This window comes from Acidovorax facilis, from assembly GCF_050626955.1.
GTDB lineage: Bacteria > Pseudomonadota > Gammaproteobacteria > Burkholderiales > Burkholderiaceae_C > Acidovorax > Acidovorax facilis.
The window spans coordinates 5231053-5247753 of the sequence record NZ_CP192460.1; the positions used below are offsets into that span (position 1 = coordinate 5231053).

The 16701-nt window shown below is 62.4% G+C and carries 17 protein-coding genes and 1 tRNA gene; 17 read left to right on the forward strand and 1 reads right to left on the reverse strand.

The features are described from left to right. The first annotated feature begins 109 nt into the window (after window positions 1–109). The 7 genes from ACQ4MJ_RS24040 (at window position 110) to ACQ4MJ_RS24070 (ending at window position 6712) form a co-directional block, all read left to right on the forward strand. Window positions 110–1102 (forward strand): DNA-directed RNA polymerase subunit alpha, encoded by a 993-nt coding sequence (locus ACQ4MJ_RS24040; protein ID WP_008906514.1) that lies wholly within the window; start codon window positions 110–112, stop codon window positions 1100–1102. Window positions 1103–1189: 87 nt separating this feature from the next. After that, complete coding sequence (gene rplQ, locus ACQ4MJ_RS24045; RefSeq protein ID WP_431150999.1) at window positions 1190–1582, forward strand: 50S ribosomal protein L17; 393 nt, start codon at window positions 1190–1192, stop codon at window positions 1580–1582. A 22-nt stretch (window positions 1583–1604) separates the two neighbouring features. Then, window positions 1605–1681: transfer RNA gene (locus tag ACQ4MJ_RS24050), tRNA-Met, on the forward strand. Between the two features lie 398 nt (window positions 1682–2079). Then, window positions 2080–3318 carry an N-6 DNA methylase gene (locus tag ACQ4MJ_RS24055; RefSeq protein ID WP_431173683.1) on the forward strand — a complete coding sequence of 413 codons (1239 nt, stop codon included), beginning with the start codon at window positions 2080–2082 and terminating at the stop codon, window positions 3316–3318. Further along, complete coding sequence (locus ACQ4MJ_RS24060) at window positions 3315–5024, forward strand: zinc ribbon domain-containing protein (protein WP_431150997.1); 1710 nt, start codon at window positions 3315–3317, stop codon at window positions 5022–5024. Before ACQ4MJ_RS24055 ends, ACQ4MJ_RS24060 begins: the two co-directional genes overlap by 4 nt. Before the next feature lie 131 nt (window positions 5025–5155). Further along, window positions 5156–5869 carry a hypothetical protein gene (locus tag ACQ4MJ_RS24065; RefSeq protein WP_431173684.1) on the forward strand — a complete coding sequence of 238 codons (714 nt, stop codon included), beginning with the start codon at window positions 5156–5158 and terminating at the stop codon, window positions 5867–5869. A gap of 336 nt (window positions 5870–6205) precedes the next feature. Continuing rightward, the gene (locus ACQ4MJ_RS24070) at window positions 6206–6712 is read left to right on the forward strand and encodes a GNAT family N-acetyltransferase (RefSeq protein ID WP_056059000.1); all 507 of its coding nucleotides are present in this window, start codon (window positions 6206–6208) and stop codon (window positions 6710–6712) included. Between the two features lie 59 nt (window positions 6713–6771). Here ACQ4MJ_RS24070 and tnpC read toward each other — a convergent pair whose 3' ends face one another. Continuing rightward, on the reverse strand, window positions 6772–8295 hold the full coding sequence (tnpC, locus tag ACQ4MJ_RS24075; protein WP_369816944.1) for an IS66 family transposase: 1524 nt from the start codon (window positions 8293–8295) through the stop codon (window positions 6772–6774). 742 nt (window positions 8296–9037) lie between these two features. Here tnpC and ACQ4MJ_RS24080 point away from each other — a divergent pair. The 10 genes from ACQ4MJ_RS24080 to ACQ4MJ_RS24125 all read left to right on the forward strand — a co-directional run bounded on the left by ACQ4MJ_RS24080 (window position 9038) and on the right by ACQ4MJ_RS24125 (window position 16151). Further along, window positions 9038–9469 (forward strand): nuclear transport factor 2 family protein, encoded by a 432-nt coding sequence (locus ACQ4MJ_RS24080; protein WP_056058996.1) that lies wholly within the window; start codon window positions 9038–9040, stop codon window positions 9467–9469. Between the two features lie 47 nt (window positions 9470–9516). Further along, window positions 9517–9906: a COG4315 family predicted lipoprotein gene (locus ACQ4MJ_RS24085; protein ID WP_056058993.1), complete on the forward strand. Its 390-nt coding sequence runs from the start codon at window positions 9517–9519 to the stop codon at window positions 9904–9906. A 46-nt stretch (window positions 9907–9952) separates the two neighbouring features. Then, window positions 9953–10465 carry an RNA polymerase sigma factor gene (locus tag ACQ4MJ_RS24090; RefSeq protein WP_056058991.1) on the forward strand — a complete coding sequence of 171 codons (513 nt, stop codon included), beginning with the start codon at window positions 9953–9955 and terminating at the stop codon, window positions 10463–10465. 19 nt (window positions 10466–10484) lie between these two features. Continuing rightward, on the forward strand, window positions 10485–11384 hold the full coding sequence (locus ACQ4MJ_RS24095; protein ID WP_056058988.1) for an anti-sigma factor family protein: 900 nt from the start codon (window positions 10485–10487) through the stop codon (window positions 11382–11384). A 203-nt stretch (window positions 11385–11587) separates the two neighbouring features. Continuing rightward, the gene (locus ACQ4MJ_RS24100) at window positions 11588–12991 is read left to right on the forward strand and encodes a YncE family protein (protein ID WP_056059015.1); all 1404 of its coding nucleotides are present in this window, start codon (window positions 11588–11590) and stop codon (window positions 12989–12991) included. Next, window positions 12988–13320 (forward strand): DUF305 domain-containing protein, encoded by a 333-nt coding sequence (locus ACQ4MJ_RS24105; RefSeq protein ID WP_056058985.1) that lies wholly within the window; start codon window positions 12988–12990, stop codon window positions 13318–13320. The genes ACQ4MJ_RS24100 and ACQ4MJ_RS24105 overlap by 4 nt, the downstream gene beginning before the upstream one ends. 71 nt (window positions 13321–13391) lie before the next feature. Continuing rightward, a complete protein-coding gene (locus ACQ4MJ_RS24110; protein WP_056059012.1) occupies window positions 13392–13925 on the forward strand; it encodes an RNA polymerase sigma factor in 534 nt (177 codons plus the stop codon). Continuing rightward, on the forward strand, window positions 13922–14557 hold the full coding sequence (locus ACQ4MJ_RS24115) for a hypothetical protein (protein ID WP_056058982.1): 636 nt from the start codon (window positions 13922–13924) through the stop codon (window positions 14555–14557). The genes ACQ4MJ_RS24110 and ACQ4MJ_RS24115 overlap by 4 nt, the downstream gene beginning before the upstream one ends. Beyond that, on the forward strand, window positions 14554–15780 hold the full coding sequence (locus ACQ4MJ_RS24120; RefSeq protein WP_056058980.1) for a sulfite oxidase: 1227 nt from the start codon (window positions 14554–14556) through the stop codon (window positions 15778–15780). Before ACQ4MJ_RS24115 ends, ACQ4MJ_RS24120 begins: the two co-directional genes overlap by 4 nt. A 2-nt stretch (window positions 15781–15782) precedes the next feature. Next, window positions 15783–16151 (forward strand): c-type cytochrome, encoded by a 369-nt coding sequence (locus ACQ4MJ_RS24125; protein WP_056058977.1) that lies wholly within the window; start codon window positions 15783–15785, stop codon window positions 16149–16151. The last annotated feature ends 550 nt before the right edge of the window (window positions 16152–16701 follow it).

Sequence of the window (16701 nt, forward strand, 5' to 3'; positions counted from 1 at the left end):
CTCGGTACATATTTCGAGAAAACCGTCCCTGAACCGCGAGGCATCGCGGTTTAGGCGCTTCACCAGCCTTACCGGTGTAACGAGCTGGGGGTATTGAGAGGAAGTCTGAATGCAAACCAATTTGCTGAAACCCAAGGCGATCAATGTCGAGCAGCTTGGCCACAATCGTGCCAAGGTCGCACTGGAGCCGTTCGAGCGTGGGTACGGCCACACGCTGGGCAACGCCATCCGGCGCGTCCTGCTCTCGTCCATGGTGGGTTACGCAGCGACGGAAGTCACCATTGCAGGCGTTCTGCACGAGTACTCGTCCATCGATGGCGTTCAGGAAGATGTGGTCAACATCCTCTTGAACCTCAAGGGCGTGGTGTTCAAGCTGCACAATCGCGACGAAGTCACGCTGAGCCTGCGCAAGGATGGCGAAGGCGTGGTCACCGCGCGCGACATCCAGACGCCCCATGACGTCGAGATCGTCAACCCCGATCACGTGATTGCGAACCTGTCGGCAGGCGGCAAGCTGGACATGCAGATCAAGGTGGAAAAGGGCCGTGGTTACGTGCCTGGCAGCCTGCGCCGTTATGCCGACGAATCGACCAAGTCGATCGGCCGCATCGTGCTGGATGCTTCGTTCTCGCCCGTCAAGCGCGTGAGCTACACCGTGGAAAGCGCCCGCGTGGAGCAGCGTACCGACCTGGACAAGCTGGTGGTCGAGATCGAAACCAACGGTGCCATCACCGCTGAAGACGCTGTGCGCGCCTCGGCCAAGATCCTGGTGGAACAGCTGGCGGTGTTCGCACAGCTCGAAGGTGGCGAACTGGCTGCGTTCGACGCACCGGCAGGCCCGCGCGGCAATGCCACGTTCGATCCAATCCTGCTGCGCCCTGTGGACGAACTGGAACTGACCGTGCGTTCCGCCAACTGCCTGAAGGCCGAGAACATCTACTACATCGGTGACCTGATCCAGCGCACCGAGAACGAGCTGCTCAAGACGCCTAACCTGGGCCGCAAGTCGCTCAACGAGATCAAGGAAGTGCTCGCATCGCGTGGTCTCACGCTGGGCATGAAACTGGAAAACTGGCCACCAGCTGGCTTGGACAAGCGTTAAGTTATAATTTTTGGTTCCCCGCCGGGAACAGTGCCTCGGGCAGTACCTGATACGGCTGCCTGATTTAATTACTCAAAGGAAAGCACCATGCGCCACGGACACGGCCTCCGCAAACTCAACCGTACCAGCTCGCACCGCCTCGCGATGCTGCAGAACATGATGAATTCGCTCATCGAGCACGAAGTCATCAAGACCACCGTTCCCAAGGCCAAGGAACTGCGCCGCGTGATCGAGCCCATGATCACACTGGCCAAGGAAGACTCCGTAGCAAACCGCCGTCTGGCATTCAACCGCTTGCGCGACCGTGATAGCGTGACCAAGCTCTTCAATGACCTGGGCCCTCGTTTCAAGGTGCGTCCCGGTGGCTACACCCGTATTCTGAAGATGGGCTTCCGTGTGGGCGATAACGCTCCCATGGCGCTGGTCGAATTGGTCGACCGTGCTGCTGAACCCGAAAATAATTCGGCAGCAGCTGAATAATAGGGTATAATTTATTTCTTACCGCGCGATGGAGCAGTCTGGTAGCTCGTTGGGCTCATAACCCAAAGGTCGGAGGTTCAAATCCTTCTCGCGCAACCAATTAAATAGCGGTTCTCGCTAACAGTAAACGCCCACTTCTTAGTGGGCGTTTTTGTTTGTAGCCCAACCATAGCCTTGCTGTAGCCATTCGTAGCCTATCAGTTTGATCGATTGGTTCCATGCGACCATTGGGCAGGTTTAGGCTGGTTGATGACGATCAGATTTGGAAATTGAACGGCAGCTGATGCCAGAACCTGTCATTCGCCATCCGAGCGAGTGGGGCGTCTGCCACCGGCTGCGCAAAATTGAGTCGGCCGAAGGAGGGAGGGGCTTCCTTAACAATGGGAAAGGGGCCGGAGGCCGACAGTCGGAGTGATCGTGAAGGAAGGATTCGCTCCAGTATGTGCACACGGAATAGCTTCTGCGAATGTCGCCGGATTTTCAGCTAAGCTAAACGGATGACGGAGTGCTCAAGGTCCAAGTTTGGACGTTACTACACCAAGCCGGTGATCGGTCAAACGCTGGTGGACCTGATGAACTTGCGACAACCCGCGGGGCTAATCGACTTGGGTGTCGGCGGCGGTTCGCTGACTGTTGCTGCGGCGCGGCGCTGGTCGAATCTCCATCTGCTCACCATTGACGTTGATCCGGCTTCCGATCGACACCTCAGCAAACTGCTAGCCCGCGAGGAAATCGGGTCTCACCTGCACCTGCGTGCTGACGCACTTGAGCCGAGCCTGGCAGGTATGGTGCGCGAAGAGTTTGGCAAGGCAGATGCAGTTGTCTGCAACCCTCCCTTCACGACGCCCATATGGAAATCCGGCTTTGACGAAATTCTTGAAGAGTCTGGCTTCAGCGGGTGTATGCCGGTCCTCGCTGACGCAGACTCGGCGTTACTCTTTCTTTCTCAAGCACTAAGGCTGCTTGGGCAGGGCTCAACACTTGGGATCATCCTGCCGGACAGTCTAATCTCTGGTGCGAAGTACCGAATATTCCGGCGTGAGCTCCTTCGAAGGTATCGAGTTGACGTGGTTGTACGACTACCCACGAACTCATTCATGCACACGGATGCCCTTGCGCATATCGTCGTCATACGCAAGGGCTATGGTGGTTCGGATCAGGTGCCATTACGAAAGCTTGTGAATGGGCGGCTACTGCCCCGGATTGCATTGGTGGATGTCGAGCGCGCAACCTATCGCATGGACTACGACTTTCACGCGACCGCTGCGGTCGTGACTTGGTCCGTAGACCAGAACAGCGTACGCCCTCTTGGCGACCTCGTGCAGAGCATTCAGCGAGGCTCCATGGAAGCGTCGGCTTCTCGTAAGGCAGGCATCGAAGTTTTCCACACGACCGACATGCTGCCATCTATGACAGGGCGATGGATTGCACTGCCGCAGAACGAGCCAAATGACGGTGAGCGACGAGCGTGGGCCAGTCCGGGTGACTTGCTTGTCGCCAGAGTTGGGCGAAATCTAGAAACCAAGGTCCTTGGTGTCCGCAGTGGAGGTGCATTGCTAACCGACTGCATCTATAGGATCAGAATGCCGCGCAACCTCGCGAGGCAAACCCTGGCGCAGCTGTCTAGCGAGTCCGGACGTGCATGGCTTGCTTCAAGAAGTTCCGGTGTTGGTGCCAAGCACCTCAGTATGGCTGACCTCCTAACCTTTCCAGTATCCCTGGAGGAATGTAAATGACCGGCGCCATGATTTCATCGACACAGGTGCCCGAGTTTGAAGAGCGGGCAGATCAACTAAGCCTTGCCCTAATCGACGCGTCTCTGGCCGACGGTGAGGTGTTTCGACGAGCGCGCGCGAAGTTGCTTGGACGAGGCGCAAAGCTTTTGGTCGGACCGCGCGGTACTGGCAAGACGCACATCATGCGCTATGCGTACGCCCAGGCAATGAACCAAGTGGATAAGCCGCTTGCCCTCTACGCCACGTTCAATCGCTACCTAAATCTCGAGCCCTTGCTCAAGAAGTCTCCTGACGCCAGGCAGCGATTTCACTCATGGGTTCTTGCGAAACTACTAGTTAGTGCGTTCGACTGGCTCAGGGATGCAGGGGAAGACGAAGCAAAGCTACTGGCGGCTGATCCGCTGTTCAAGCACGAAGACCTCTCTCAATTAGTTGCTCGCCTAGAACGAGGAACAGGCGAAGAGCTCTATGAGTCTCTAGGCCAACGGCTGACGGTTGATCATGTGCTCAAGGCTGTAGGGAAGTTGCTTGAAGTCTCTGGACGAACGCGTGCTGTTCTACTGCTGGACGATGCAGCGCTCAGCTTGGCAGATGAGTACCTCGTTGCGTTCTTCGAAATCTTTCGACAGCTGAAGACCGAGCTCATTGCGCCCAAGGCATCCGTCTATCCGGGCTCAACACAGTACGGACCTACGTTCCACGCGTCCCATGAGGCTGAAGAGGTTCACCTCTGGCTCTCAGTTGAGGACGCAGAGTATTCGCAGATTATGGGCGACATTGCTGCCCGACGACTGCTGACAGCGCAGGTTGCCGGGATAAATCCCGACATCCTTGAGTTGCTGAAGTACCTGTCCTTTGGCGTGCCAAGAACGTACCTACGCTTGTTGCGAGAGTTGCTGACTTCCAAGCCCCGTTCTGCGCAACAGCAAGTCAACGGTATCGTCGAAGCCCAAACGGAGTTGATGCGCGCTGAGTTTGACTCAATGCGCATCAAACTCAAGCAGTTTACTTCGATCGTGCAGGCGGGTGGTGAGCTGTTCGATAAGGCTGTACAGGACGTCGCTGCAGCGCAAGCAACCGATACTCGTGTGCGGAACATCGTCCTTGGACTTCAGCAGGAGAAGAATCGCTCGCCCTTGGCAGAACGGATGCTGCGCTTTTTGGTGGAGGTTGGTCTGCTCTATCCACTGCAGCCGGTTTCTCACGGTCCTGACAGGAAGTACGACCGGTATATCCCACACTTAGCCTTTCTTTGGAGAAGGGGGGCGTTCGGCCGCTCAGCTTGGTCGACGGGTCTAACCGCCTGTATGCAGTCGCCTTCCAGCAAACACCCTGTACGTCGCGAGCTGTCTACGTTGCTGCCCCAAGATGGGCTAACACGAATGAAGCTTGATTTGCCACCTTGTCAGAACTGCGGCACCGAGCGTATCAACGAGTCGCAGAAGTACTGTCATCAGTGCGGCGAGGAATTGGTGGCAGCGTCGATGTTTGAAGAATGCATGAAGCTGCCTCTCGAAAAGATTCCCGAGATAAGTCAGGCAATGGTAAGGCGCTTGCGGGAGGACACTCAGCTGCGTACCGTCGGGGATGTTTATGCGTCACAGAACGCCTCGGGTGATTTACAGCGAGCCAGCTACGTTGGGCCGGTGCGTGCTGGCGAAATCATCCGGAAGGTCGAGCGTGTAATCGAAGAATTCTTGTCCTGATCATGGCAACGTTTCGATCGAAATTGTCTGTGTGCAGGTCGCCGGTCAATCCCACACTGGTGACTGCGTCCTTGTTTGACGTGGCACACGTTGAACCGAATCAGTCCGCAATTGATCAGTACTTGACGAGGTTGGCGTCCATCAACAGGCTGACGCCGCCGCCTACAGCCTTCGACCCACTGCAAGCTCAGCTGATTCTGCTTGGCGTCGTCGCGGCTGTGGAGAGCTACTTCCGGACCGTACTTCGACGCTTGATAACGCTGGATGCCGAATGCCAATTCTGCACCGAGGATCAGGCTGTCGCATTTGGAGCTGCAATGCACTTGGACAAGGCGATGATGCCCGAGGCTTTGCTCGAACGGGTCACCTTCGTCAGCGAGAAGAGCCTCACAGATGCGATTCGAGATTTTGTTGGAGTGAAGGGAACCTTGCCTCCGGATTTGCTGACTACCTTCAAAGACTATGCTGCTGTTTGCCAGCTTCGGCATTGCGCGGTTCATCGCTTCGGAAAGCTAGGTGTCAAGAACGCGATCTATCTGGGTCTGCAGCAGCACAAGCCCAGTCTGGAGAAACCACTTCTCCTGACCTACCCAGCGTTGCAAAGCGCTATAGCGATCGCGACCGGAGCCGTAAAGACCACGAACAACTTCTTGTTCAACGAGGTCCTCTCTCGCTTGCCAGCTGCAACCTGGGCCAACAAGTGGGGCAGCGACAAGGCTAAGTTCATGCCGTACTACGCGCTGTTTGCTGATACCGTTAGTTCCACGAGAGCTCTTCCGCCTCGGGATGTGTACACCGTGTTTCAGACCCAGCGCTCAAAATTTGCTGCCGGTGTGCCGTTTTGAGTTCCTTTTTCTGGTTGTCCGGGAAACTACTTCTTTGATTCCTTCTTCGGGAGCTCGAGGAAAGAGTTAGAAAGGCTTGGCCCATAGACGTGGTCCGTGGCAAGTGCGCTCGGCGTGGTCTGGTAGTTGTCGCCCAATGACCTCTTCGTGGTTGTCAGTGTGAACTCACCCGTGTCCGGCCACTGATCGGAAGCGCTGCAGAGCCGACCTCGAGCGTGGGAGCTCCCTCACGCGTAAGGGGCTGGTCATCCCATCTTGACGTGGGGCTGCTTGCGGTCGCGGAGTCTAGACTTTAGGACTCGACCACAAGCAATGACAACCACATCATCCATCGCCATGCTCACAATCATTCGTTCTGAAGAACCACGCGATGAACCCGCAATCGAGCTTGTCACCATCGAAGCATTCAAGCTTGCACCCCACACGGACCACACTGAACAGTTCATCGTCCGTGAATTGAGGTTGGCCAACGCACTCACGGTATCGCTCGTGGCCGAAGCCAACGAGCAGATCATCGGGCACGTGGCAATTTCACCCGTTCAGATCAGCAACGGAGCTGACTCATGGTTTGGGCTAGGACCCATCTCTGTGCTCCCCGCGCATCAGGGCCAAGGGATTGGCACACAACTCATGGAGGCGGCAATGCAGAAGCTCCATGCGAGATCGGCGAAGGGATGCGTTGTGCTGGGAGACCCCAACTACTACGGCCGATTTGGTTTTGTGCCCGTTGCAGGCCTGGTGCTCCCCGGCGTTCCTGCCGAGTACTTCCAAGCCGTGTTGTTGAACTCTGATACCCCGCAAGGCGAGGTCACGTATCACCTGGCATTTGAAGCAAAGCAGTGAAGCGTCGGCATGGCTCGGATAGAGTGAGCATCGGACGAGATGCACGTTCGTTTGGAGGCCTAAATTGCCACCAAATTGCGCTGCCAATTGTTCGGCAGCAGCTCGCCGATCTGACTGGCGCGCTGCATGGGCAGGCGTGCCATCACATCGCGCAGGTACGCGTAAGGGTCATGCCCGTTCATGCGCGCGGACTGAATCAGGCTCATGACCGCTGCTGCCCGCTGGCCCGCGCGCAGGCTGCCCGCGAAGAGCCAGTTGTTGCGGCCAATGGCAATCGGCCGGATCTGGTTCTCGATCCAGTTGTTGTCCAAGGGCAGTTGCCCGTCGCCCGCGAACCGGGTCAAGGCCTCCCAGCGCCGCAGGCTGTAGTCCAGCGCCTTGGCGCTTGCCGAACCCTCGGGCACCTTCTGGCGTTGCAGCACCATCCACTGGTTCAAGGCATCGAGCAGCGGCTTCGTTTGTTGTTGCCGGATGGCCCGGCGCTGATCTGCGCTGAGCTCCTTGACCTCGCGCTCAATCTCGTAGACCCGCGCGAACTGCTGCAGCGCGAACTCGGCGATCTGGCTCTGGTTCGCCGCGTGCAAGTCGAAGAACTTGCGCCGCGCGTGCGCCAGGCAACCTACCTCGGTCACGCCACTGGCGATCAAGGCCTTGTAGCCGCTGAAGTCGTCACAGGTGAGGCTGCCTCTCCAGTCGCCCAGGAAGCGCCGGGCATGTTCGCCCGAGCGTGATTCACAGAAGTCGTAGACGACCACCTTGGTGTTCTCGAAGGCGCCTGTGGCGTAGGCCCAGAGATAGGCGCGGTGCGTCTTGCCATTGCCCGGTTTGAGCATAGACACCGGCGTCTCGTCGGCATGCAGCACGCGGTGCTGCAGCAGTTCATTTCTCATGGCATCCACCAGCGGCTGCAATTGCACGCCACACGAGCCCACCCATTGAGCGAGTGTGGAGCGCGGGATGGCGAGACCAGCGCGACCAAAGATCGCTTCCTGGCGGTATAGCGGCAGGTGGTCGGCGTACTTGGCCACCAGCACCTGCGCCAGCAGCCCGGTGGTGGGGATGCCTTTGTCGATGATGTGCGGATCGACGGGTACCTGGTGAATGATCTCGCACTTCGCGCAGGCCCACTTGCCCCGGATGTGGCGATCCACCGTGAACACACCGGGCACGTAGTCCAACTTCTCGGCCACGTCCTCGCCGACGCGCTTCATCTGGCAGCCGCACTGGCACATGGTGGATTCGGGCTCATGGCGGATCTCGCGCCGCGGGAGGTTGGCTGGCAGCGGCGCACGCTTGGGAACCTTCTTCTCTTCAACCTTGGCGGGCGCCTGCGCTTCTTGTAGCGCATCGATCTCGGTGGCCACTGCCGCCAGGTCGGCCTCGATCTCGTCTTCGAGCAGGCTCTTCTGCTCGGGATTGAAGCGTTCGGATTGAGCCGCGAACTTCATGCGCTTCAAGAGCGCGTTCTCGTGGGTGAGTTTGTCCAGCAGTGCGCTCTGGTGGCGCAGTTGCGTCATGAGGCGCGTGGTCAGCTCACGCAGCTCTTCTGCGCTCAGGCTTTGCAGGGATTGAGGCTCGACCACCATGGGCATTCACTGTGCCAGCACTGGCGCACGCGCACCATTGGAGCATGCCCCAATTGGCAAACACCGGTCTGTGCGTATTTCGGGCTTCTTGGACATCAAGTTCGACATCGTTGACACCGTGTTCGGCACCGCAGTCAGCGAGCTTCTTTGAGCTCCCTCGAGAACTCCCAGGGGGCCATGCATTGTTGACAACTCACTGATTGGACTGAGTGGTGTCCTTGATCCTGCCAGGCGCCGCAGGCTTGCCTGCACCCCGTCGCTGGCCGCCCCAACCCTCTCTGCCCTTCCAAGCGCAAAGCCAGGCCTCTGCTCTGGCAGTGGTAGGAGTGAGCAGGTGCACTGATCCTCCAATGGCCTGCGCCACATCTACCCCTTTGTCCCCATACAGAACCCGTAGCAAAGCAGGCAGCAGACGGATTTCACCCTTGCGACCAGCAGCTTCCAGCTGTTGCGACCTGTGGGGCCTGTTGACAGTACCCGCGGGCGTCCCGGGGTTAGCGCAAGCCGGTCAAGGCTTAGGCCGCCAATGCTTGCCCAGGGGTGAAACGCGTGCGCACCGCGCCGTATTCCCCCGTCCGCCCAACATTCCGGCACGCAGCAGTCGGTGCCTTGTCGATGGCGTGACAGAAAAACTCTTTGCGTGCTCTGGAATAAACCACGTGCCGGCGCCGTCTGCCCTAGTGTCGGGACCTCTCGGACCCTTCATCCAGCACTCACCCAACCTGCATCGGAGCCCACCATGTTCAAGACTTTCGCTTTCGCCGCCACCGCCCTGACGCTCGCCGCCGGAAGCGTCTTCGCCGCCCCCAGCGACGACGCCCGCACGCACTTCCAGGCCATCGCCTCGGGCGACACCCAGATCGTGATGCGTGCCTATGCCGATCAGGCGCAGCTGAACTGGGTCGGTGGCCCGCTCGACGGCACCTACGCCACCACGGATGCCATCCGCGGCACCTGGGAGAAGTTCGGCAAGGCCGTCGGCCCGCTGAAACTGAACATCGGCTCGATCGAAGAGTCGGCCAACCCCAAGGGCGCCACCGTCTCGGCCAACGTCGTCTTCGAAGGCAAGATGCCCATCAAGGTGCGCTACGTGCTGACCTTCCGTGAAGGCAAGATCGTCAGCGAAACCTGGCAGATCGACCCCAAGCTGGCGGTGGCTGCGGCCTACTGATCGGCACGCAGCGCGGCCCCACGACCCTCAACTCACCGGTCATCACCATGAAGCACCTTCTCAACCTGGCCGCGCTGTCGATCGCCGCGGCTTCCTTCGCCGCGCCGCTCTCCAGCGCCATGGCCGCAGACGCCCCGGCCAAGCTCGTCAACGGCGCGCTGGTCGACGCCAAGGGCATGACGCTCTACACCTTCGACAAGGACGTGGCCGGCAGCGGCAAGAGCACCTGCAACGGCGGCTGCGCCGCGCTGTGGCCGCCAGCCATGGCCGGCGCAACCGACCAGCCCGCTGGTGCGCACACCATCGTCACGCGCGACGACGGCGCGCGTCAGTGGGCCTACAAGGGCAAGCCGGTCTACACCTACCAGGCCGACCAGAAGCCCGGCGACCGTGGCGGTGACAACTTCAAGGACGTCTGGCACATCATCGAGGAATGACATCCATTGGCGACCCACACCCAGTCCCACAGGCCACGACCCACCGATGCAAGACGACGCAAGCCTGCTGAGCTGGGTACCGCGCCTGCGCCGCTATTCGCGCGCGCTGGTGAACAACCGTGACGACGCCGACGACCTGGTGCAGGACACGCTGGAGCGGGCCTGGGCCAAGTCGAGCCTGTGGGGCGAGGTGGCTGACATGCGCGCTTGGCTCTTCAGCATCATGCACAACCTGCACGTCGATGGCGTGCGCCGGCCCAGGCTTCATACCGTGACCATGGACGACGACACGCCTGAAGTGCCGGTGGCGCCGACGCAAGGTGACCGCCTGGCGGTGATGGATCTGCAGGCCGCGCTGGACCTGATGCCCGCCGAGCAGAAGCAAGTGCTCCTGCTGGTGGCGCTGGAAGACATGGCCTATGCCGATGTGGCGCAGGCCCTGGGCATCCCCATCGGCACCGTGATGTCGCGCCTGTCGCGTGGCCGTGAGCGCCTGCGCAGCCTGATGGAAGGCAGGGAAGGCCGCGCCGAACCGGCGCGGCTGAAGGTCGTCAAATGAATGCATTGGAAAGCACCCCATGAATACCGACCGTCCGCCACCGTCCATTCCCCCGGTCACCGAGGCCGACCTGCATGCCTTCGTCGATGGCCGCCTGCCCGCTGAGCGCCAGGTCGAGATCGCCGCTTATCTGGCCGCACGCCCTGAAGACGCGCAGCGCCTGGAGGCCTACCGGGCGCAGAAGCGCGAACTGCACGCCTTGTTCGATCCCGTGCTGGATGAACAGCCGCCGCAGCGCCTGCTGAAATCGGCGCGCCCGCGCGCCGTGCCGCAGACGCCTTGGTACCTCCAGCGTCTGGCCGCTGGGATCGCCATCGCCGTCATCAGCGGCGCGACTGGCTGGGGCTTGCGGGGCGGCCTGCCCGCGGGGGGCGACGATGCCGGCCGCATGGCCGCCGCGGCACCGGCCGAGCGCGGCCTGACGCTGGTATCAGCGGGCGGCTTCGCGCAGCGCGCGGCGGTGGCCCACGCGGTGTACAGCCCCGACACGCGCCGCCCGGTCGAGGTGGACGCGGCGCACGAAGACCAGCTCGTGGCATGGCTGTCCAAGCGCATGGGCGCGCCGATGAAGCCGCCGCACCTGCAGGCCCAGGGTTACACGCTGGAAGGCGGGCGCCTGTTGCCGGGTGGCCAGGGGCCGGTTGCGCAGTTCATGTACCGCAACGAGCTCGGCAGCAAGCTGACGCTCTACGTATCCAACGATGTCGCCGACGTGGGCAGCGCAGCAGGCCCGGGCGCAGCCACCAAGCCAGGGGCGAAGAACACCGACACCGCCTTCCGCTTCGCGCGGGAAGGCACGGTCAATGTCTTCTACTGGGTCGACGGGCCTTTCGGCTACGCGCTCTCATCAGACGCCGACCGCAGCGTGCTGGCGCAGGTGTCGGCCGAGGTCTATCGGCAACTGGGCGCCCCGCGCTGAAGGCAGGGCGGCGTCAGCGCGACGCGCTGTCGGCAGGCGCCAGGGAATGAAACGGCCCGCGCCGCGCTCTTGATGTGAACCAAGCGCTGGGCTGCCGTGCCCGACTGTTCGTACGACTGCCCAGCGCACAGACATCTTCGGTCGATGCCGACAGCCTAGCCCGCGACACCACCGATCACCCCATCCCGACTACGAAAGCACCCATGACCACCCAACGCCGCGACATCCTCAAATTCTCACTGGCCGCCGCGGCAGCCAGCGCGCTGCCCGCAGCACAAGCCCAGGCACCGGCCGCCAGCACAAGCACCAGCACGACCGCGCCTGGCCCCGGCATCGACCCGCGCGACCGCGTCTTCATCACCAACGAAGACTCCAACACGCTCGTCGTCATCGATCCCAAGACCAACACCGTCGAGAGCACGATCAACCTGACCAGCTTCGACGAAGACCCGCGGCCGCCGTTCCGCTACGTCACCGCCGGCGTGGCGCCCACGCACGCGGCGATGATCCACAAGCCGCTGTACCACGGCTGCATCGACGCCCACGGCGCGGTGCCGTCGCCCGACGGCCGGCTGCTGGCCACCAGTGGGCGTGGCTCGAGCAACATCTATCTCATCGATACCGAACAGCGCCGCGTCATCGGCAACACGCCGAACCCGGCCGCCGGCCCCAGCACCAACCCCGAACGGTTGAGCAGCGGCCTGCTGCTGGGCCGCGAACCGCACGAGCCCACCTTCACGCGCAATGGCCGTGAACTGTGGGTCACGCTGCGCGGCGAAGACCGTATCGCCATCCTCGGCGTTGACCAGGCGGTGCGTCAGTTGAAAGGCGCCGACAGCCCGGGTTCAACCGCCATCCGCCAGTTCCTGCCGACGATCAACGGCCCGGCGCAAGTGTGGTTCAACCGCGAGGGAACACTCGCCTTCGTGGCCAGCCAGAAGGTGTCGCAGATCGACGTGTTCCGCGTCAACCCGGGCGCCGACGGCCACAGCCGGCCGCAGCGCGTGACAACCCTGGACATCAGCGCACAGGACAAGCCCGGCTTCACGCCCTTCATGAAGACCACGCCTGACGGCGCCGAGGTGTGGTTCTCGCACAAGCTGGCCGATGCGCTGTCGTGCCGCTCGACGCAGGGCGGCTTCGACCTGATCGACAGCGTGCCGCTGGGCATGGGCGCGCGGCCCAACCACGTCGAGTTCGTCAGCAATGCGCGCGGCAGCGTGGTCTATGCCAGCCTGGCGCGCATCGACGACGGCGGGCCCGGCGGCGTGGCGTCCAGCCCCATCGCCATCATCGACCGCAGCGCCCCCGGCGGCCAGCGCAAGGTGGTGGGTACCTTCTTCAGCCACGGGCGCGAGTCGCATGGGCTGTGGACCAACCCCGAAAACACACTGCTGTACGTGGCGCACGAGCAGGACGAGCTGCCTGGCACGCCCAACGCCGGCCAGACGGTGTGCAGCGCCTTCGACGTCAGCGACCCGCTGCGGCCTGCCTTCATCGCGCAGATCCCTCTGGGCAACCTGGCCCTGCCTTCAGGCGCGTTGCGCAACAAGAAGAGCATCAACCTGGTTTACGTGCGCGTGGGTGCGAAGGGGCAGACCGCATGAACGGCGGGGGAGCCAGCGCCTTCCAGCGCGAGATGGACGAATCGATGACGCGGATGATGCAAGACATGCACGGCACAGGCCACGTGGGCCATGCCGACATCGACTTCCTGGCGATGATGATTCCGCACCACGCCGGCGCCGTCGAGATGGCGCGGCTGGTGTTGCAGCATGGCCGCGACCCGGCCACGCGGCAACTGGCGGAGGAAATCATTGCCGGGCAGACCATCGAGATTGAAAGCATGACGCGGCGGCTGGCGGCTTTGCGGCAAGGGCGCAGCGGCGATGCGGCGGCCGAGTTCCCGTCGCTGGGCGGCACGCGCGGCCCCTAAGGGTCAGCCCTGAGGGTAACTACCAATGATCGGTATGGAATGAGCGGGCGCACCCAGCGCTCTTGATCAACATGCTCTTCCAGTCGGCCGAATCCCGCTACAACCAATGGGTGCGTGAGCACTACCGTTTCCTGCTGCGCAGCGCGTGGGCGTTGACCGGCTCGCGTGCGACGGCTGAAGACGTGGTGCAGGACTGCTTTGCCAACGCCTGGAAACATCGCGAGCAGTTGCGCGATGCAACGCTGGCTCGGGCCTGGCTGTTCCAGATCATGCGTCGCGCGGCCTTCCGCCAGGCTACGCCGGGCATGCAGTCGCTGGACGATGAAGAGCGTCCCGAGCAGGCCGCGCCCGACAGCGGGCTGGACGACAAGCTCGACGTCGTCAAGGCCCTGGCGCGTCTGGCGCCGATGCACCGCGAGGTGCTGGTGCTGTTTTATTTTGACGATATGCCCACCGCCCAGATGGCCGAGGCGCTGGAGATCGCGCCGGGCACCGTGCTGTCGCGCCTGGCGCGCGCGCGCGACGCGCTCAAGCGCGTGATGGGCGTGCCCGTGCAAGCACCCTCAGGCGCGCGCGTGACGCCGCTGAGAAAAACCTCAACATGAAGCTCCGAATCACCACCGAACCCGAGGACAGTGCATTCGACCTGCGCGCCCGCGCCGAGCTGGCGCTGGCCTTCGAAGCCACCGACCCACCGCCTCACCTGTACCGCAAGGCGCAGCCGATGCTGTCGCGACGCGGCTTCCAGCGGTCTGTGCTGGCCCTGCTGCTGGTCGGCAGCGGGACCGGCACCGTCTTGGCGATGCGCCCACCCGAGCTGGTGCGGGGTGCCATCGAGCATGAATATTTTGAGCGCACGCTGCGCGGCACCTTCATGGAACCTGCACCGCTGTTGCAGCACCTGGGGCTTGGCGGCAAACAAGTGGTCCCTGGCTTCCCGCAGTTGATGCGGCCTTGCGACATCGACGGCCACCTTGCCTATCACCTCACCACGTTCTTCGAGAAGGGCGGCATGGTCACCGTGTTTGCTTTCGACAAGGCCGTGGCGCTGAAGGAAGGCGGCGGCTGGTGGGGCAATGTCTACTGGAAAGTCATCACCTCGCGCGACGGCAAGCCGCTGGTGCTGGTTGCGCAAAAGAAACAAGCACTGGCCGTGGCGCAGAACCAGTTCGGCAAGACCAGTGAAACACCTACACCCACATCCACACCCACCACCACCCCCAAGGAGACACGATGAAACAGACCCTGAACTTCCTGCAGCGGCGCCAGTTGCTCGCCGGCAGCGCCAGCGCCGTGGCCGCTGCCGGACTAGCGACTTTTGCGCGCGGCGCCGCCGCTGCTGGCGAAACTCCTGTGGCCAGCGCCACGCTGAAGCCGCTGCCCGCCTACGTGAACTGGAAAGACCCGGCCAGCGTCATCGTGCACAGCAGCACCACCATCGAGACCAAGCGCACGGCCTTCGGCAGCGGTGTCATCACGCCGGCCGAGCAGCTCTACATCCGCAACAATCTGCCTGCGCCAGACGCATCCATCATTGCCGACCGCGACGCCTGGGAAGTGGCCATCGAAGGCGTGAAGGCCCCGCGCACACTGACGCTGCGCGAACTCAAGACCCTGGGCGTGGAGACCACCGCCATGGTGCTGCAATGCTCTGGCAATGGCCGTGGCTACTTCCCCAGCAAGCCCAGCGGCACGCCGTGGCAAGTGGGGGCAGCCGGCTGCGTGATCTGGAGTGGCGTGCCGGTGCGGGTAGTGGCCGAGGCGCTGGGCGGCATGGTGCCGGGCGCAGGCTTCATGACCGGCACCGGCGGCGAGAAGCTGCCCGAAGGGCTGGACCCGCTGAGCATCATCGTTGAGCGCTCGGTACCGGCCGCGGCGATGGCCGATGCGCTGCTGGCGTGGGAAATGAACGGTGTGCCTATCTCGCTGGCCCACGGCGGCCCGCTGCGCCTGATCGTGCCCGGCTACACCGGCGTGAACAACATCAAGTACATCAAGCGCTTGGCCTTCACGGCCAAGGAGACGGACGCGAAGATCATGTCGCACGGCTACCGCATCTCGCCGCCGGGCGGCAAGGGCGACCCCAGCCAACCTTCGGTGCAGGAGATGACGGTCAAGTCGTGGATCAACTCGCCTGGGCCCGACGCAGCCGGCGTGAAAGCCGGTCTGGTGCAGGTGCAGGGCGTTGCCTTTGGAGGGCTGAACGGTGTCAAGCGCGTCGAGGTGTCGCTGGACGGCGGCAAGACCTGGAGCGACGCGCGCTTCGTCGGCCCCGACCTCGGTCGCTATGCCTGGCGCCAGTTCGTGCTGGCTGCCAGGCTGCCCGCCGGCAGCCACACGCTGGCCAGCCGCGCCACCGACTCCGCAGGCAACGTGCAACCCGAGCAGCGGCAGGAAAACGCCGGCGGCTACAACAACACGAGCTGGTCCGACCACGCCGTGAAAGTGACGGTGGCCTGATCATGCGCAGCACCATTCAGCAGCACCCTGTGTTGCATGCCTTGAGAGTTGCGTCGATGCTTGGTGCCTGCCTGGCGCTGCCCGTTCTGCCCGCGCTGGCGGCCGACGACAGCGCGCAGTTCGCCCTGGGGAAGAAGCTGTTCCTGGAAGGCGTCGTGCCTTCGTGCGCGGTTTGCCACACCTTGCAGGCCGCGGGCGCCGAGGGCGCCGTCGGCCCGGTGCTGGACGAGTTGAAGCCCGACGCTGCGCGCGTGGCGAAGGCGCTGCGCAACGGGCTGGGCCAGATGCCTTCGTACAAGGAAAAGCTCACCGATGCAGAGATCGCGGCGCTGGCGCTGTATGTGTCCAAGGCCAGCGGGGGTGCCAAGTGAGACTCTGTGCGGGTGGAATCTGCGGGTTAGCCCGCACCGATGAACGCTCACCCGCGCGGGCCGCAAGAAACTGATCGACACCGAATCGCAGGGCATCTTCAGCGGTTGCCGCCGTCGAGGGCCTACCCGTCCTGGCAACCACGGGGTCACACCCCGCCAGGATTGAAGATGGCGTTGGTCGAGCCCTGCGTCTGCCCGGAATCAACAGGTGTCAAGCGAATGGGGCCCGCCTTCGCGGTCTAGGTCCGCTTCCCTGCAGTCTCGACGGTCGGCAACGGGTCGGGAGCTGCCGGTTACGCATAGAGAGAGGACGACTCTGCCCAGTCTTGACCGTTCAGTGGACAGCTCGGGGCGAACGACTGCTCGTGGCGATTGGTGAAGTCTAGCCGGCCGCGCACCTGCCCGCCTAACCAACATGGCGACTGGGCGCCGCAGCGTCGACGCCTACTGGCAGCACATTGTGCGTGTCCATGAGTGCCGAACTGGGTCCCATCTCCCGCCGTTCCCGCTGTCCAAGAGAAACCGAAATGAGTGTCCAGCAGCGACCGAA

Bases quoted from the DNA above. Each gene is read 5' to 3' on its own strand.
- ACQ4MJ_RS24040 (WP_008906514.1), top strand. From the start codon at position 110: ATGCAAACCAATTTGCTGAAACCCAAGGCGATCAATGTCGAGCAGCTT.
- ACQ4MJ_RS24080 (WP_056058996.1), top strand. From the start codon at position 9,038: ATGTTCAAGACTTTCGCTTTCGCCGCCACCGCCCTGACGCTCGCCGCC.
- ACQ4MJ_RS24100 (WP_056059015.1), top strand. From the start codon at position 11,588: ATGACCACCCAACGCCGCGACATCCTCAAATTCTCACTGGCCGCCGCG.
- rplQ (WP_431150999.1), top strand. From the start codon at position 1,190: ATGCGCCACGGACACGGCCTCCGCAAACTCAACCGTACCAGCTCGCAC.
- ACQ4MJ_RS24085 (WP_056058993.1), top strand. From the start codon at position 9,517: ATGAAGCACCTTCTCAACCTGGCCGCGCTGTCGATCGCCGCGGCTTCC.
- ACQ4MJ_RS24095 (WP_056058988.1), top strand. From the start codon at position 10,485: ATGAATACCGACCGTCCGCCACCGTCCATTCCCCCGGTCACCGAGGCC.
- ACQ4MJ_RS24110 (WP_056059012.1), top strand. From the start codon at position 13,392: ATGCTCTTCCAGTCGGCCGAATCCCGCTACAACCAATGGGTGCGTGAG.
- ACQ4MJ_RS24070 (WP_056059000.1), top strand. From the start codon at position 6,206: ATGCTCACAATCATTCGTTCTGAAGAACCACGCGATGAACCCGCAATC.
- ACQ4MJ_RS24115 (WP_056058982.1), top strand. From the start codon at position 13,922: ATGAAGCTCCGAATCACCACCGAACCCGAGGACAGTGCATTCGACCTG.
- ACQ4MJ_RS24055 (WP_431173683.1), top strand. From the start codon at position 2,080: ATGACGGAGTGCTCAAGGTCCAAGTTTGGACGTTACTACACCAAGCCG.
- ACQ4MJ_RS24125 (WP_056058977.1), top strand. From the start codon at position 15,783: ATGCGCAGCACCATTCAGCAGCACCCTGTGTTGCATGCCTTGAGAGTT.
- ACQ4MJ_RS24120 (WP_056058980.1), top strand. From the start codon at position 14,554: ATGAAACAGACCCTGAACTTCCTGCAGCGGCGCCAGTTGCTCGCCGGC.
- ACQ4MJ_RS24090 (WP_056058991.1), top strand. From the start codon at position 9,953: ATGCAAGACGACGCAAGCCTGCTGAGCTGGGTACCGCGCCTGCGCCGC.
- ACQ4MJ_RS24105 (WP_056058985.1), top strand. From the start codon at position 12,988: ATGAACGGCGGGGGAGCCAGCGCCTTCCAGCGCGAGATGGACGAATCG.
- ACQ4MJ_RS24060 (WP_431150997.1), top strand. From the start codon at position 3,315: ATGACCGGCGCCATGATTTCATCGACACAGGTGCCCGAGTTTGAAGAG.